The 16971-nt window shown below is 34.7% G+C and carries 18 protein-coding genes; 12 read left to right on the forward strand and 6 right to left on the reverse strand.

The features are described from left to right. The first annotated feature begins 979 nt into the window (after nucleotides 1-979). The 3 genes from OEV82_RS10855 to OEV82_RS10865 are packed head-to-tail and all read left to right on the forward strand — an operon-like array spanning nucleotide 980 to nucleotide 3694. Nucleotides 980-1723: an ABC transporter ATP-binding protein gene (locus tag OEV82_RS10855; RefSeq protein WP_173659634.1), complete on the forward strand. Its 744-nt coding sequence runs from the start codon at nucleotides 980-982 to the stop codon at nucleotides 1721-1723. After that, on the forward strand, nucleotides 1716-2936 hold the full coding sequence (locus OEV82_RS10860) for an ABC transporter permease (RefSeq protein WP_263061890.1): 1221 nt from the start codon (nucleotides 1716-1718) through the stop codon (nucleotides 2934-2936). Before OEV82_RS10855 ends, OEV82_RS10860 begins: the two co-directional genes overlap by 8 nt. A gap of 29 nt (nucleotides 2937-2965) precedes the next feature. Next, the gene (locus OEV82_RS10865) at nucleotides 2966-3694 is read left to right on the forward strand and encodes an EcsC family protein (RefSeq protein WP_377701344.1); all 729 of its coding nucleotides are present in this window, start codon (nucleotides 2966-2968) and stop codon (nucleotides 3692-3694) included. A gap of 202 nt (nucleotides 3695-3896) precedes the next feature. Here the strand turns inward: OEV82_RS10865 and OEV82_RS10870 are convergent, their stop codons facing one another. Next, entirely contained in the window at nucleotides 3897-5096 is a 1200-nt protein-coding gene (locus tag OEV82_RS10870; RefSeq protein ID WP_173659638.1) for a M20 family metallopeptidase, read from the reverse strand. Nucleotides 5097-5643: 547 nt separating this feature from the next. Next, a complete protein-coding gene (locus OEV82_RS10875) occupies nucleotides 5644-6165 on the reverse strand; it encodes an antibiotic biosynthesis monooxygenase family protein (RefSeq protein ID WP_263061891.1) in 522 nt (173 codons plus the stop codon). 384 nt (nucleotides 6166-6549) lie between these two features. On the opposite strand from OEV82_RS10875, the gene hemE reads away from it, so the two are divergent. Both hemE and hemH read left to right on the forward strand, forming a co-directional pair. Beyond that, nucleotides 6550-7599: a uroporphyrinogen decarboxylase gene (gene hemE / locus OEV82_RS10880; protein WP_263061892.1), complete on the forward strand. Its 1050-nt coding sequence runs from the start codon at nucleotides 6550-6552 to the stop codon at nucleotides 7597-7599. A gap of 11 nt (nucleotides 7600-7610) precedes the next feature. After that, the gene (hemH, locus tag OEV82_RS10885; protein ID WP_263061893.1) at nucleotides 7611-8537 is read left to right on the forward strand and encodes a ferrochelatase; all 927 of its coding nucleotides are present in this window, start codon (nucleotides 7611-7613) and stop codon (nucleotides 8535-8537) included. 146 nt (nucleotides 8538-8683) lie between these two features. Here hemH and yhfH read toward each other — a convergent pair whose 3' ends face one another. Next, entirely contained in the window at nucleotides 8684-8824 is a 141-nt protein-coding gene (gene yhfH / locus OEV82_RS10890) for a protein YhfH (RefSeq protein WP_173659176.1), read from the reverse strand. Between the two features lie 181 nt (nucleotides 8825-9005). On the opposite strand from yhfH, the gene OEV82_RS10895 reads away from it, so the two are divergent. From OEV82_RS10895 to OEV82_RS10915, 5 genes are all read left to right on the forward strand, one after another. Next, complete coding sequence (locus tag OEV82_RS10895; protein ID WP_263061894.1) at nucleotides 9006-9740, forward strand: MBL fold metallo-hydrolase; 735 nt, start codon at nucleotides 9006-9008, stop codon at nucleotides 9738-9740. 20 nt (nucleotides 9741-9760) lie between these two features. After that, nucleotides 9761-10756: a lipoate--protein ligase gene (locus OEV82_RS10900; protein WP_173659173.1), complete on the forward strand. Its 996-nt coding sequence runs from the start codon at nucleotides 9761-9763 to the stop codon at nucleotides 10754-10756. Between the two features lie 141 nt (nucleotides 10757-10897). After that, on the forward strand, nucleotides 10898-11629 hold the full coding sequence (locus tag OEV82_RS10905) for an AzlC family ABC transporter permease (protein WP_263061896.1): 732 nt from the start codon (nucleotides 10898-10900) through the stop codon (nucleotides 11627-11629). Continuing rightward, a complete protein-coding gene (locus tag OEV82_RS10910; protein WP_173658183.1) occupies nucleotides 11622-11927 on the forward strand; it encodes an AzlD domain-containing protein in 306 nt (101 codons plus the stop codon). Before OEV82_RS10905 ends, OEV82_RS10910 begins: the two co-directional genes overlap by 8 nt. 73 nt (nucleotides 11928-12000) lie before the next feature. After that, nucleotides 12001-13257 (forward strand): M48 family metallopeptidase, encoded by a 1257-nt coding sequence (locus tag OEV82_RS10915; protein WP_173658182.1) that lies wholly within the window; start codon nucleotides 12001-12003, stop codon nucleotides 13255-13257. Nucleotides 13258-13391: 134 nt separating this feature from the next. Here the strand turns inward: OEV82_RS10915 and OEV82_RS10920 are convergent, their stop codons facing one another. After that, nucleotides 13392-13625: an IDEAL domain-containing protein gene (locus OEV82_RS10920; RefSeq protein WP_173658181.1), complete on the reverse strand. Its 234-nt coding sequence runs from the start codon at nucleotides 13623-13625 to the stop codon at nucleotides 13392-13394. Nucleotides 13626-13850: 225 nt separating this feature from the next. On the opposite strand from OEV82_RS10920, the gene OEV82_RS10925 reads away from it, so the two are divergent. Next, complete coding sequence (locus tag OEV82_RS10925) at nucleotides 13851-14465, forward strand: competence protein ComK (RefSeq protein ID WP_263061897.1); 615 nt, start codon at nucleotides 13851-13853, stop codon at nucleotides 14463-14465. Here the strand turns inward: OEV82_RS10925 and OEV82_RS10930 are convergent. Beyond that, nucleotides 14432-14800, reverse strand: a complete 369-nt coding sequence (locus OEV82_RS10930) for a hypothetical protein (RefSeq protein ID WP_173658180.1) — start codon at nucleotides 14798-14800, stop codon at nucleotides 14432-14434. The two genes, OEV82_RS10925 and OEV82_RS10930, sit on opposite strands and share 34 nt — an antisense overlap. Nucleotides 14801-15134: 334 nt before the next feature. Here OEV82_RS10930 and OEV82_RS10935 point away from each other — a divergent pair, with 334 nt between their 5' ends. Continuing rightward, on the forward strand, nucleotides 15135-15767 hold the full coding sequence (locus tag OEV82_RS10935; RefSeq protein WP_263061898.1) for a TVP38/TMEM64 family protein: 633 nt from the start codon (nucleotides 15135-15137) through the stop codon (nucleotides 15765-15767). Nucleotides 15768-15809: 42 nt separating this feature from the next. Here OEV82_RS10935 and OEV82_RS10940 read toward each other — a convergent pair whose 3' ends face one another. Next, on the reverse strand, nucleotides 15810-16946 hold the full coding sequence (locus tag OEV82_RS10940; RefSeq protein WP_263061899.1) for an MFS transporter: 1137 nt from the start codon (nucleotides 16944-16946) through the stop codon (nucleotides 15810-15812). Nucleotides 16947-16971 lie beyond the last annotated feature (25 nt).

The following is a 16971-nucleotide window of genomic DNA, read 5'->3' on the forward strand; positions in this document are numbered from 1 at the left end:
TTCATGTTATTTGCTTATTAACTACCGCGCTTTCGCTTGGTGGCCCCCTCATTTGTTGAGCGTTCTAACGTTCCCTCAACAAATGAGGGGGTTAAATTTTGCCCACAATAATTTTACTCATACTGTCATTTAGGTAAAACAGGATATGTGTAGCGCTTTATTATTCCTTTTGGGTCTTTACTTTTCATCCGATGGATCTGCGAGAAAGCATGAGTGGGTTTCAATCAAGTGTATCATAGACAAAAAGGGGGAATTGGCGAACTTTTGTGGACAATAGGGAGTGAAGTATTTTTTTGTTTTCGATCAAGTATCTGGAAGACAAAAAGGGGAGTGGAATGAGACTTGAAATGTCTTTGACAAAGCTTCTAGAGGACAAAAGCGCTTTAAATGGTGTTCAAAATGGCTTCAATAATAGTTGCCTCGGATAAAACAAAATCGACTGGAATAATCTTCGAATAAGCTAATTATCGATAAGTTATGAGAGTAAAACTTTGCTGATCGTACAATAAAAGAAGGCAAGGCATACGTATGCTTTCGCAAACATGTGCCTTGCCCGTATGAAGGGAAATTTTCTGTCCGGGTTGCATTGCTACTCGACTTACAGGTTTTCTAAGTCAACTAAAGCATTCAAGCTCATCATCCCCGTTTCGTCATAAATGATTATGAACTTCCGGTTGATGACCTCCGATTAACACCCCATTTGACTGGAAGTGTTTTATTGAATGCATTACTTATAAAACAAGTAAAGCATCTTTCGCAATCACCCCATTTGACTGTTTGGTGATTTCCCTTCGCTAATTATATTAACCGGATTTAAAAAAATCATACATAATTTTTTCGTGTTTTTTAAATTCCTTCTCACCCCCTTTTTTGTTAAACTATATGTTAATCAAAGCATATTAAAAGCATTGTATGTTCGAATGACCAAATAGCGAGGCGACGTGTCTACACCTATATTTTCAAGAAAAGGAGAGTACCTATGCCATTATTGGAAGTCGAAAATCTTACTGGGGGATATACGAAGAAAAATGTTTTAAAAAATATTCGTTTTTCAGTAGAAAAAGGAGAAATCGTTGCACTTATTGGGTTAAATGGTGCAGGAAAAAGTACGACGATTAAACATATTATTGGATTAATGGAACCAAAGAAAGGGGAAATTCGTATAAATGGAAAGACGATTCATGAAGATCGAAACACATATCGGAAACAATTTTCATTTATTCCAGAAACACCGGTTCTTTATGATGAATTAACATTGGAAGAACATTTACATTTGACAGCAATGGCTTATGGATTAAGTGAGAAACAATATAAAGAACGTCTCGACAAATTATTAAAGGAATTTCGGATGCAAAAACGTTTAAAATGGTTTCCTTCCCATTTTTCTAAAGGGATGAAACAAAAGGTTATGATAATGTCAGCATTTTTAGTTCAACCAGATTTATTTATTATTGACGAACCGTTTGTTGGTCTTGACCCGCTGGCGATCCAAAGCCTACTCGATCTGATGAAACAAGAACAAAAGAAAGGTGCAGGTATATTGATGTCCACTCATATACTCGCAACGGCAGAAAAGTATTGTGATCGGTTTGTGATTTTACATAATGGAGAAATTAAGGCACAAGGTTCAATGGACGAGCTTCGTTCCCAATTTCATTTCAATAATGCGAGTCTCGATGAAATTTATATTCAATTAACAAAGGAAGACACGTCAGATGAATAGTGTAAAATTATGGAAACAAAGATCGAATGAACGATTGAAGGAAATATTGCGTTATGGTCGTTATATGTTTAATGATCATTTTGTCTTAGTGCTTATTTTTGCATTCGGTGCAGCAGCCTTCTATTATCAAGATTGGGTGGAAGCATTAGATTCGTCCTTTCCAACGGCACTAATTTTCGGAGTAGCCTTCGGGGTGCTTTTAACGTCTGGTACAGTCATAACTTTTTTTAAAGAGCCTGATAAAGTTTTTTTACTACCGATCGAAACAAAATTACAAGCATATTTACGACGTTCATTTTTATTAACTTATATATGGAAAGCGTACTGGGTGTTTATGGTGTTACTTGTTGCAGCACCGATTTATGTTAATACGACAGGAACTGGTCGCGAGTTTCTCTTATTTGCTGTTGTAGCCCTTGTAATGAGAGGAATTAACTTGTGGATTCGTTGGAATTGTGAGTTTGATGCAGATCGGCAAACCATTATATGGGATACTTTCATTCGCTTTTTATTCAACGGGGTCATCGTTTTTCTATTTATAAAAGAAAGTTATTTGCTTTTTGGGTTGTGTTTCGTGATTTTGATTATTTATGGTTCATATTATCAAGTAAGAGCTAAAAATAATGGATTGCCTTGGGAAAGACTAATTGAAAATGAAGAAAAAAGAATGGCTTTCTTTTATCAGCTTGCCAACTTATTTACTGATGTACCGCATTTACGAAATCGAGTAAAACGGAGAAAGTGGCTTGATCCATTTTTAGGTAGACAATCAGTTACACATTATCAAACGTATACATATTTATATTCAAGAACCTTTTTCCGAAGTGGGGATTATTTTGGTTTATTTATGAGACTAACGATAATCGGTAGTTTTGTCGTTTGGGGTGTAGCAGGATCGTATATTGGATATGCGGTTGCAGTACTTTTCCTTTATTTAACCGGCTTCCAGTTGTTAAGTTTATGGAAACATCATGAAGCGATAATTTGGACAGATCTTTATCCAGTTGCAAAAGTGGAAAGAAAAAAAGCTTTTATGAAAATCCTCGTAAATCTTTTATGGGTCCAAAATATTCTTTTTACCGTTTTATTCATGACATCAATGGATTGGGTGAGAGGTTTCGGTTTGTTTGCCCTGCTAACGGCATTTTTATATTGTTTCGTTTATATATTCTGCCAGAGCCGTATTCATAAATGGGAGGAGCAATATAGATAAAATTAGCACACCTATGCGAGGTGATTGGATTGAAATATGAAGAAAAGGCCTATGATGAACTGTTAGATTGGCAAAGAAAAATACGCAAAAGAGGAAACAAGTTTGGCCGAATGTCAAAAAATGTTCAAAACAAATTGAATGCGATGATACCAGAAAAGGTACATCAAGTATTTTCTGAAGCCGTTAAAGGAATGGTCCAATCAGTTTTATCCGGCTCTAACCTCGTTTTTAAAAAAACATTTCCGGAAATGTTTACATTAGAGGAAAAGGAAGAAAAAATAAAAGAACAATTAGATAAATATCGAAAAACAGCAACAATAGAAGGCGCTGGAACGGGTGCTGGCGGACTGCTACTAGGTCTAGCTGATTTCCCACTCCTTTTGTCAATTAAGTTAAAATTTTTATATGATGTTGCTCGGATTTATCAATATGATTTGAAAAATTTAGAAGAACGGATTTTCTTATTAATGGTGTTTCAATTAGCTTTTTCAAGCGATGAAAAACGGATTGAGACGTTAAATATTATTGAAAACTGGGACACAGAAAAAAAGCGGTTAACAGATTTAGATTGGAAAAGATTCCAACAAGAATATAGAGATTATATCGATATCGTGAAGATGTTGCAGTTAGTACCAGGAATTGGCGCGGCAGTTGGTGCTTATGCGAATTATAAACTGCTAGACCGGTTAGGTGAAACAGCAATATATGCTTATCGAATGCGATACTTTAATCAGTTAAAAAATATAAAAGCTTATTAAACGGGCTGTCCAATAAGTCATACAAAGCGGATTTTTGGAAGGAGAGTTGGCGGCAAGTCCAGCGGGAACAGCGAAAGTTTTTGTGTCGAGAGCGTAAGCGTTAGGCAGAAGAGCTGAAAATCCCCGCTAATGCGCTTGAGGTGTGGTTAAATCCATGCCACTGGATGCGCGTCCGCCAACGTACTTATCAATGATCCCAAAATCAGACTATCTGGACAGCCTCAACATGTTTATTTTGATACTGAATAGCGGCTGTATATAAAGTTTTGCCTGCAATTAACATTGCTTTTTCATTAATATCAAATTTCGGGTGATGATGAGGAAATCTCGCATTTTCATTTTCTGGCATGGCCCCAGTAAAGAAAAAGGTACCTTTTACATGTTGTAAATAATAGGCGAAGTCCTCGCCACCCATTCGCGGTTCAGTTTCGCGTACTTCCTGGACATTTGGAATTGCCTTTGCGCAATTAGCTAGAAATTCAGTTTCTGATTTATGGTTTATAACCGGTGGATAGCCGCGGAAATATTGAAATACATAATCACAATCATTTGCTAAACATGTGCCTTTTACAATACGTTCAATTTCTTTTTCGATGTGGTTCCTTATATCTTCATCAAAAGTTCGAACTGTACCAACTAACTCAGCTTTATCGGCAATCACGTTAAAGGCATTATCTGCTACAAATTTTCCTATTGAGACAACGGCTTCTTTTATTGGATCTACGCGTCGTGCGACAACTTGTTGTAAATTTACAACAAGTTGACTGGCTGTTACAATCGCGTCTTTTGTGAAATGTGGATATCCACCATGACCGCCTTTTCCATTAATCGTAATAGTAAATCGGTCGGCAGCAGCCATTACAGGACCTGGGCTATATAAAATATGGCCGACGGGCTCTGTAGACCAAAGGTGGGTACCGAATATAACGTCCACAGTATCTAAACATCCATCCTCAATCATGGAAATGGCCCCACCTGGAGCGTATTCTTCTGCATGTTGATGGATGAATATATAAGTTCCAGCAAGTTCCTCTTTTAATTCATGAATGACCTTTGCAAGTATAAGTAATGTGGCTGTATGACCGTCGTGGCCACAAGCATGCATAACACCTGGAACGGTGGATTTATAAGGAACATCTTTTTCATCTTGAATGGGTAAGGCATCGAAATCCGCCCGTAATGCGACTGTTTTCCCGGGCTTACCCCCTTTAATTCGTGCAACGACACCATTGCCACCGACATTTGTGCGAACATTCACTCCTAATTCGTTGTAAAAATTGGCAATATATTTGGCGGTTTCAAATTCTTTAAACGATAATTCTGGATGTTGATGCAAATATCTCCGAATGCTAACCATTTTGTCATAGTATTGGTCCAATAGGTCATATCCTCTCTCGAGCATGGCATCCCCTCCTGTTTTTAAATATTATAACTCAAAATTTTAACAATTGTTTATTATTTTTAAAAATAAACATTCGTTAATTAATTTTAGTTTACTAAAATGAAAAAATCAGTCCTAAGACTGATATAAAGACACAATTTTTTGGTAATGGAACTCAATCATGTATTAAAGTGTTTTTTTGGAGGATATAGACCTACATTGACAAACAATAAAACAACACCAAGTGCAATTAGAAAAGTCCAAAAATTTTACAATTCTTTCATTTCTTTGCATACCTTCTTTCTCCATCAAAGTTTTTTAAATTCCCAACAACAAAAATAACAAACATAATTCCAATTAATATTAGAATAATATCAAACATTTCCAATATCTTTTTATCTCCCACCTACTAGTTCGGCGCTAGCAGCAATTCAAAATGATAATTCAAACAAAATACCAGATAAAAATAATGGCTAGTTCAGTTAATTTTTGGTGCTCAAATTAAAAAATACATAGACTGAGCTCCAAGTAGAAGGAGGGGCTAATCAATCTCTTCCCCAAATTGAAGTTACGCTTCCTCTGTATCATCTTTTATACCGATTGTATACTCTCGTATGTAGGATGGCCCCGCGTACATTTTCACTTGATTAATTTCAATGCTTTTTTCTTCGCCTAAACTTTCCATAATTTTATCTGTTATTTTCGAGCTTTCATAGTGCAATCTATTTTCCCAACAGGTTATAATTAAATACGTGTTGGATTGTAACGGTCGCAATGTTCGTGAAGTTAAAAATGCTGGTGTTGTATTTAAGTGTTTTGGTCTATTTTTCATTCGATATTCAAAAACCGGGCGGAATTCATCGACTACTGGAATATAATGTAAAACTGCTAAACCTTTATCAGGAAACTCTCCAGTTTTTTCGATGATTTCATATCTTCTCGGTGCTTGAAAAATCGTTTTTTTCGTTGTTTCATGATAAAGTAAAGCGTGATCTCGATGTCGCAAAAATTTTAAATTTTCTGTTGAAAATTTCTTTAACAAAGTCAGCATAAAATCTTTCGTACCAGTTGTAATAAAAGCATAGGTCAACTTGATCACCTCATGTAAAGTGTTTAAAATGTATAATTTTATATATCTATTGTACAATAGATTCATATTTGAGTTTATATTATATTATAGCCATTTGATTAGAATGATTTTTAAAATATAATTATTTTAATTTTTGTTTTTGTTTGTAAGAGTTTACAATTATTTAAGCAGCAGGATGAGGTGGACAAGAATTAATCGAAAGTGCTTCGGATAAAATGGCAAATTTATGACATTTTCTGCACATATATGTACATTTTTTCATAGAAAAGTTATAGTAAATATGTGTATTTTTATAATGATTATTTGTTCACAAATATTCTAATTTAATCAATTAGTTCTATTTAATTGAGAATATACATAGCAGCGAAAGGTGGAACAGTTTCCATGACGAAAGCCTTTAATGACACGTTTTTAAAAGCGGCACGCGGAGAAAAAACGTCCTACACACCTGTATGGTATATGCGTCAAGCGGGGCGTTCACAACCGGAGTATCGAAAGTTAAAAGAAAAATATTCTTTGTTTGAAATTACGCATCAACCTGAGCTTTGTGCTTATGTGACAAGATTACCTGTTGAACAATATGATGTAGATGCAGCCATTTTGTATAAAGATATTATGACGCCGCTGCCATCCTTAGGTGTAAATGTTGAAATTAAAGCCGGTATTGGCCCGGTCATTGAAAACCCTATTCGTTCTTATCAAGACGTAGAACGTTTAGGAGAAATTCATCCAGAAGACGATATTCCCTATGTTTTAGATACGATTCGTCTCCTTACAAATGAACAATTATCGGTCCCATTAATTGGATTTGCAGGAGCTCCTTTTACATTGGCCAGTTATATGATTGAAGGTGGACCTTCGAAAAATTATCACAAAACAAAGGCCTTTATGTATGGCGAACCTTTAGCGTGGCAATTACTAATGGAAAAGTTAGGTACGATGACCATCGAATATGTGAAAGCACAAATTAAAGCTGGTGCAAAGGCGATCCAAATTTTTGACTCTTGGGTAGGCGCACTGAATGTCACAGATTACCAAAAGTATATTAAACCAACGATGCATCGTATTTTTTCTACATTAAAAGAAGAGAATGTCCCACTTATTATGTTTGGAGTTGGTGCAAGTCATTTAATAAATGAATGGAACGATTTGCCAGTAGATGTAATTGGTCTTGATTGGCGTATGGAAATTAAGGAAGCTCGTACATTAGGTGTGACAAAAACGTTGCAAGGCAATCTCGATCCTTCACTATTAATGGCTCCATGGGAGCAAATAGAAAAACGGGCAAAAGAAATATTAGATCAAGGTTTGGCACAACCTAGTCATATCTTTAATTTAGGACATGGTGTGTTTCCAGATGTTAATCCCGATACATTGAAACGTCTTACAGCATTTGTACATGATTATACAAAGAATGAAAAGTCTAGTATTTGAGGTGAAATGAAATGACGAAAAAGAAATTAGGATTATTAGTGATGGCTTATGGAACACCATATACAGAAGAAGATATTGAGCCGTATTATACGCATATTCGTCATGGAAGACGACCAGCCGATGAACATCTTCAAGATTTAAAAAATCGGTATGCGGCCATTGGCGGAATTTCTCCTTTAGCGGAAATCACTAATTCTCAAGCGAAGAAACTAACAGAAAAACTGAACGAAATTCAAGACGAATACGAGTTTGAGCTATTCATCGGTTTAAAACATATCCATCCTTTCATTGAAGATGCAGTAAAGGATATGAGTAAAGCAGGTATTCAAGAAGCGATCAGTATTGTCTTAGCACCTCATTATTCGACCTTTAGTATTAAAAGTTATAATGAGCGTGCACAAAAAACGGCCGATCAATATGGAATTCAAATTACTTCCGTCGACCACTGGTATGATGAGCCTAAATTTATTGACTATTGGGTAAAACAGATTCATACCGTGTTTGAACACATGCCAGAGGATGATCAAAAGAATGCTTGTGTGATCTTTTCTGCCCATAGCTTACCAGAAAAGATTTTACAACACGGGGATCCGTATGCAGAACAATTATCAGAAACAGCGAGACTAATCGCTGAAAAAGCCGGTATAAAAGAATATGCAATTGGTTGGCAAAGTGAGGGACAAACGCCAGATCCTTGGTTAGGTCCAGATGTACAAGATTTAACGAGAGAATTACATAAAGAAAAAGGATACAAAGCCTTTGTCTATTGCCCAGTCGGATTTGTGGCAGACCATTTAGAAGTGTTATATGACAATGATGTTGAATGCCGCATTGTTTGTGAAGAGATTGGTGCGAACTATTATCGTCCAGAAATGCCGAATGACCATGCTGAATTTATTGAAGCGTTATGTGAAGTTGTGTTAAAAAAATTAAATTAATATCATAATAAAGCTGTCTAAAGGAGAGAACAATCCAAAAACTCTCTTTTAGACAGCTTTTATTGTTACATGACACAGGATCACAAATGAGGATGGGGTAATGATTGCTTTACGAAAAACTTGGGATTAACATTCGTTCAATCAATTTATGAATTTAAATCTTTTAATCCGATGCATTGATGACAAACGTTTCCGTAGCATTCTGCCTGCTCTTCAATTTGTTCTCCACAATGTTGACAATGTTTAGCAGGTAAGTTTTTAAAAAATTCTACAATACTTTGAATCATTTTAAACTCCCCCTCTGTTTTGTAACATTTAATAAATAAAACCCTTTGTTCTATAACAATATTGTATTACAACACATCGATTTTCGCAACCTCTGTTTTAAAACAAAAATAAAAAATGAAATTGGTGGATACATTTAGTATAGTAATTTTTGAAATATGAAAGTTTAGAGGAGGATCAATCGTGAAATTAACAATCATTGGACTTTGGGGTGCATATCCGAAAGTAAATGAGGCGAGTAGCGGATATTTACTTGAACATAATGGATTTAAGTTGTTGATTGATTGTGGCAGTGGTGTATTGTCAAAAATGCAAAATTATGTCCAGCCAGAAAAACTTGATGCTGTTCTCATAAGTCATTATCATACTGATCACATTGCAGATATCGGTGTATTACAACACGCTTTATTAGTAAAAAGTTATCTTATTGATTTGAGAAAAACGTTGCCGATCTATGGTCATACGTTTGATGAGGAGGGCTTTTCGAAATTAACTTTTAGTAATTATACAAAAGGAATAGCCTATGATCCGGATAAGGTACTTCAAATAGGACCATTTACTATTCATTTTTTAAAAACGAAGCATCCCGTTCCATGTTATGCATTTCGAATTGAAGCAAACGATGCAGTATTTGTATTTACGGCAGATAGTGCTTATCAACCATCGTTTGTTGAATTTTGTCGTAATGCTGACTTACTTTTGTCGGAATGTAATTTTTATGGTAATATGAATGGGGAAAACGCTGGTCATATGAACAGTTTTGAAGTAGGTAAATTAGCCCATGAAGCAAATGTGAAACAGCTCATTTTAACACATCTTCCGCAATTTGGTGACTTGCAACAACTGGTTACGGAAGCTGGTGAGCACTATGATGGTCCAATTCATCTAGCTAAAATGGGAGATGTATGGAATTTATAAGGATAGACAGGAGGTAACATATGTTATACGTTGATAATAAAGGGATAACAGATCCGCGGGTGAATCTAGCCATTGAAGAACATATTTTAAAAAATCTAGATATAAATGAATCCTATTTATTGTTTTACATAAATCAACCATCGATCATTATTGGTCGTAACCAAAATACGATTGAAGAAATTAATACGAAGTTTGTTGAGGAAAATGATATTATCGTTGTACGTCGAATGTCAGGTGGCGGTGCAGTTTATCATGATTTAGAAAATTTAAATTATAGCTTTATCACAAAAGATGAAGGAAACAGCATTCAAGAAAACTTTAAAAAATTCACACAACCTGTTATTAATGCACTCCGCAAATTAGGTGCTAACGCACAGCTAATGGGTCGTAATGATATTGAAATTGATGGAAAAAAAGTATCAGGTACTGCTCAATATGCGACAGGCGGAAGGATGTATACACATGGTACGCTTATGTTAAATGTCGATTTAGACAGTGTAAGTAAAGCATTAAAACCGAAAAAAGAAAAAATTGAATCAAAAGGTGTAAAATCTGTACGCGCCCGTGTAGGAAATATTAAAGATTATATTAATCAAGACATGACCGTTGAAGAATTTAAACAATATATTTTGAAAAGTGTGTTTGAAGAACAAGGTTTAGATGTTCAGGAATATGTTTTAACAGATGAAGATTGGAAACAAATAGAAGAAATTTCGAAAAACAAATATCAAACATGGGAATGGAATTTTGGTAAATCACCGAAAGCAAATATTTCAAACTCCCATCGTTTTCCAGTTGGAACGATTGATGTTCGCCTAAATGTGAACAGAGGGGTGATTGAAGATGTAAAAATTTTCGGTGACTTCTTCGGCTGGGGCGAAATAGCGGATATTGAAAACAAATTAAAAGGTGTTCGTTACGAGAAGGCTGCGATTATCGAAGCGTTGAAAGATGTTAATATTCAACATTATTTCGGAAATATTGAAAAGGAAGATTTCATTCATTTAGTTTATTAATTTTTTAGGTCTGCATCACAATGTGATGCAGGCTTTTTTTTAAAAAAATAAGCTTTATCCATTTAAAAAATAAAAGTGTTTCATTATAATGAAAATTATATATAATTTGTTAGGTTTCAAAAACAAAAGGGGGAGGTATACTTGCAAACGAGTGTAATCGGTAAACCGATTAGTCAATTTAAACAAGGGTTACATGGTGGTTTATCGATTGCAATTGGTTACATGCCGATTGCCATTACATACGGATTTTTAGCAAAAGCTACGGGACTTTCTCTTGGTGAAACTTTACTTATGAGTATGATTGTTTATGCTGGTGCATCACAATATATGGCACTTGATATGATTGCAAAACAAATTAGTATGTTTGAAATTATCTTTACAACATTTATTGTGAATATTCGTCATATGTTAATGACGGCTTCATTAAATGAAAAAGTTGTTAAGGAGCGATCATGGAAAAAGGCCCTTTATGCCTTTGGGATAACAGATGAAACATTTTCGGTTGCTGCCGTTCAAAAGGAAAAATTAACGACAGGCTATATATTTGGGTTAGTACTTATTGCCTACAGCAGTTGGGTTTGTTTTTCAGGAGTCGGGCATATCATCGGTGCTGGATTACCGGATGTGTTCCAAGAGGGGATGTCCATTGCCTTATACGCTATGTTTATCGGTCTTCTTGTTCCGTCGATGAAAGGAAGTTGGAAAGTTGTCTTTTTAGCGCTTCTTGCCGCTGTTTTCAATAGTTTTTTTGTGCTATTTCAATTATTGTCTTCAGGTTGGGCTATTGTTTGTTCAACACTAATTTCTGCTACGTTAATGGAATGTGTTGAAGTTATCCGAAAAAAGACGGGAGGAAATCTAACAAATGAATAGTTCCATTGTCTGGATGATCGTAGGAATGGGAATTGTCACTTATCTTCCACGTATGATTCCCCTTGTCTTTTTAGAAAAATTAAAATTACCGTCATTTATACAAGGTGTATTAAAAAATGTTCCTTATGCCATTTTAGGGGCATTAATTTTTCCGGGTGTATTTTTTATTCAAAATGATTTTTGGTACGGGCTTTTAGGTGCGGTTGTTGCTTTTTTTATTGCCTATACAGGAGTAAATGTGATCTTTGTTGTGATTGGGGCAATACTAGTGCTTACAGGTGTATCCATCTATTTTTGAAAATATTTCCGACTAAGCTAGCATAAATTAAGAATAGCTTGTTTAAACTTTTCACTCAAAAGGGGAGGGGAAATTGAGAAAAAAGATTATTGTTTCTTTCCTGGTGACATATGGAATTTTTATCGCCTGTATTTATTTTTATTTGTTTATTTTCCACACAGATACAATCCCTGCTGAGTTAAAGGGGACCAGTGTTGATCCAGAAAGGTTCTTAACTGCTCATGAAATTGTGTTATCGGAACAATATTCCACTGTTCGTAATTTCTTATTTTTCATTGAAGTCCCGTTTGAATGGTTTTTTTATTTACTCATTTTGTTGTTCGGCATAGGAAATTTGTTTGAAAAATGGGCAAATCGTACAACTCCGTTCACTCTCATACATAATGCGATTTTTACTTTCTGTTTATCGTTTTTAACTTTCATCTTTTTTTACCCACTTAAATTCTTTCGTTATACTTTGTCAAAAAATTACGGGATTTCAACCCAAAGTTTTCATGACTGGATGCGTGATCTTCTTATTAACTTTTGGTTGGATTGGTTTCTATTATTTATCGTTGTATCGGTTCTATATTGGTTGATAAGAAAAAGTGAAAATCGTTGGTGGTTGTATACGTGGTTTTTAGCAATTCCATTTGTCGTATTTTTAATGTTCATTCAGCCGGTTGTTATTGACCCGTTATTCAATGACTTTTATGAGATAAAAAATAAGTCGTTAGAAGAAAAGATTTTATCTCTTGCGGAAACGGCAGGAATTCCGTCTGAACATGTATATGAAGTAAATATGTCGGAAAAAACGAATGCTTTAAATGCGTATGTGACAGGTGTCGGTTCTAATTCACGAATTGTTTTGTATGATACAACATTGGAAAAATTAAATGAGGATGAAATATTATTTATCATGGCCCATGAGATGGCCCATTATGTGGAAAAACATATTTATTTTGGAATAACAGGTTATTTAAGTTTATTATTTCTTTTATTGTTCGTTGTAGCCAAGTTAGCTAAAAAGGTTATAAAAAAATTTGGTAAATTGTTGCATATCTCATCAATGAACAATCTTGCGTCATTGCCACTCATCTTATTAATCGTTTCTGTACTTACTTTTGCGACAAGCCCGATTTCAAATGTGGTTTCAAGACAAATGGAAATGCGTGCAGATCTCTATGCAATGGAATTGACTAAAAATAATGATGCAGCCGTTTCAACGTTTCAAAAATTGACAAAAACGGGATTAAGTCAAGTAAATCCACCTACTTTAGTGAAATGGTTTCGTTATGGTCATCCTACAATGTTGGAAAGAATTCAAATGGCAGAAAGATATGGTGATTAAATTGCGTGTTTCAATTGAGGAATAAAAGGATTTCACAGTAGAGATTATTTTTGCCCGTCCAATGATGGGCTTTTTTTATGACATGAACTCAGAAAAAAACTGCTAAGCAGCAGTTATCAATGGAACCCCAAAGGTTATGCATTTAATTGCTGTTCAATTTCAATGAGCTTTTGTGATAGTTTCATAAAAGACTTTTTATCATGTTGGTCGATTGCCTGATCAATGTCCCTTTTAATTTGATTCCGTTTTTCTTTTAATAACGCTTCTTGAATTAAAAGATCAATATAAATGGATTGAACAAATTTTTCTCGTTTATTAGCCCTCGCATATGCCTTTGTTAACTCTGCATAGGAATTATCTTTTTTCAAATGCTGTTCCTCCTTCCTTTTTTACCTGACACCTGCGACCTGAAAAGATGTATTAATATTATATTAACAATCACTGAAAAACTCAACTAAATTATCTCAATGTTCTGAAAAAATTGTTTTTAAAAAAAGAATGATCATGGAATTCAAGTGACAATAATCCGATTATTTGTTATAATTAGTTCAAAAGTCATAATTTGTAGAATATTCGGATATGGAGGGAGAGATTTGTCGGAAAAAAACAAAAAGTTGTTTGATGAGTATGAATTTGATGCTTTCGTCATGGCAGTTGTTCCAATCAAATATGGAAGTAAAATATATTCTAAAATCATGAAAACGAATGATGAATTTATCGTTCCTTTTCGACCGATAGAAGTGATAAAGAAGAGTTGTGAATATTACGCTTCCAGTTATGAGGGTAGAAAGGAAGGAACGAAGAATTTAATTGGTGTTACTCATAAATCACCTATTGTTATTGAACCGGTTCAGTCCATTTATATATTTCCAACTGCATCTCCAAATCAACAACATTGTTATTGGATTTCACATGAACATGTATTGCTTTATCAGAGAATTGATAAAAAACATACGGAAGTTGTTTTTAGTAATAAACAAGTTATTGAAGTTCCTATTTCATATCGCTCTTTCGAGAATCAAATGCTAAGAACAGCGTTGTTACGAACAAAAATGGAACAAAGATCGAACCTTAGTTGGAATACAACATTGTTCACGGAAACACGCTATAGTGAAGTGGAGGCACTGGAGCAAAGATCCCAGTATGACGTTTTTTCAAAGCAACCGATTTTATCTCAACGATCATCTTCAAAACGTTTGAATAAATAATAGGACAATAATTCCTCAACATAATTGCGTAGCCTTGGATTAAAATAACTATGATACTCCTCGTAACCCTTGTATAGGAAAAGGAAGGTAGTGAATGTTTCATCCCTTTTCACTTCTTGAACTTTCATGCCTTGCCTTTTTAACTCCCTTTTCACTTCGTACAATTGTTGATGAACAGTGGAAAGAGTTTTTTCAATTAAAGTTTTATATGGATTTTTTAATTTAAATGGACTGTTATTCACAACCTGTAAATCTCGTTCTAAAACTTTAATTAACATTGGATAATAAATTGCCTTTTCCAATAAATCTCTACTTTCAGATGGAATTCTTGTCAATGCGAACCCCTCCAACAACGAACAGATGTTCTTATTTTTCTATAATTATATTATATGATGAATTTGATAAAATCAAATCTTATTTATTCCTATTTCCTGTAAAAGCCTGAAAGCTAGAGGCATAATCGCCACAAATGGTAAATGAGGTGACTCGCTCTAGCTTTTTGTATGAAAATCAAATAGCAGACCAATTCATGGAATAATGGATTTTATGTGGTTTTGAATAGGAATTTTAAATAAACAAAGGATTTATGATATAATTTTTATTATTATTGAGTTTAAAAAGTTTTTGATCAACCTGATCCGCCACGTTTCGTTTTAAAGGGGAATATATATGGAATTAACAGAAGTCCAAGCGTTTTTTACAGAAGAAAATTTAATGGAATTGCTAGAAGGCTATCGTTCCTTCGGAATATTGCCTGGTATCTTTTTACCTATGATTGAAGCTTTCTTACCGTTTTTGCCGTTAATCGTTTTCGTCACTGTTAATGCAAATGCATACGGTCTCGGTGTTGGTTTTCTTGTTTCGTGGCTCGGTGCAGTGGTCGGTGCAATGCTTGTTTTTTCTGTTATTCGTAGATTTGGTCGGAAGCGATTTATGACTTTTGTAAGTGAGCATAGGCGTGTAAAAAAATTAGTTGATTGGGTCGATCGACGTGGTTTTGGTCCACTATTTTTAATTCTTTGTTTTCCTTTTACTCCTTCGGCGGTAGTTAATATTGTGGCAGGTTTGTCAAAAATATCGATTTATCAATATGGATTAGCAGTTACAACAGGTAAAATGGTCATGATTTTTGTCGTCAGCTATATTGGGCATGATATTCCAGCTCTCATACATAATCCTGCACGGACACTTCTTGTTATGGTATTAATTTTTATCCTCTGGTATGTTGGAAAAAGAGTTGAAATTTATATTAACAAAAAAGTTGAGTCGGAAACCCAGATAAAAGAAAAGATGAGAGAATAATGAACAAGTGCTTTTTCAATTTTATAATTGATTAAGCGCTTTTTATTTTCTTTTTTGAATGACGAAACGACTAAGCACATAATTTATGATGTAACAAACTAAAATAACGGTTAACACAACTTTATACGAAAATATTGATGCAATGGCTGACCCTAAACTTGCGCCAATTAATAAAATAAACGAATATAGCGCAATTGCTTTTCCTCTTAAGTGACCACTTTTTTCTCCAATAAAATGAATGATGGTAGGAATTAAAAGAGAAACTCCCCCGACAAAAATGATAGAGAGGAATCCGATGCTATAAACGGAGTCTAAAAATAGAAGAAAAAATATTGACCACCAAATGAGCGTAATCCCAAGTTTCAATGTCATTATAGCTGTAAAGCGAGCAATCAGTTTTCCGGTGAAGATTGATAATACAACACCTGAAATGCCAATGGTACGGATCCAGAATAACTGGTTATCTGCTTCGGCAGATTGATAACTAAAAGCTTCATAAAAGGCAACAAAAGAAAAGAGCACGGTAATAACAATGAAATACAAAGGGAATAGTACCGGGTTTATCAATGCTTTTATTAATCCATGCAAGCGCTTTTTTAATGTTTCGTGTTGAAGTGATTGTTTTGTTTTAGGCAATATAATAAGTGCGCTTAAAAATAAGACAAAGTATATTGTGCTGAAAAGTATATAAGTAGTGGACCAGTTCCAAGTGAGGACGATCCAAGCGCTGAAAAGTTGTCCGATGATTCCTGCAGCCAAAAAACCTGCATTAATAAGTGCAATCCAAAGTGTCCTTGATTTGTCTGTATAAATGTCAAAGGTGTAACTAAAAGCTACTGGTGCAAAGCTGGCTAGAGTAAACCCTTGAAGTGAACGAAAAAAATATAGGGAAATAGGATTAAATGCAAGAGAGACGAAATACGTAGTGACAGCAGAAATGGCCAAGCCGAATGTAATCATTTGTTTGCGACCAAAGATGTCAGAAAGTGGACCAAAAACGAGTAGTCCACAGGCGTAAAACAACGTAAATAAAGTGCTACCTAAAGCTACATCCTGCTTTAGAATATTAAACTCTGTAGAAATTGCTGGATAGAGCGGAATTAATGAATAAATGTTACAGGTAACCATAATTCCAATTACAACTAACAAAATCCCTGCAAGTTGATTTTTATTAGTCATGTTCATCACCTCTTTATTAGGCTAT

This window comes from Pallidibacillus thermolactis (assembly GCF_025660415.1).
GTDB lineage: Bacteria > Bacillota > Bacilli > Bacillales > Caldibacillaceae > Pallidibacillus > Pallidibacillus thermolactis.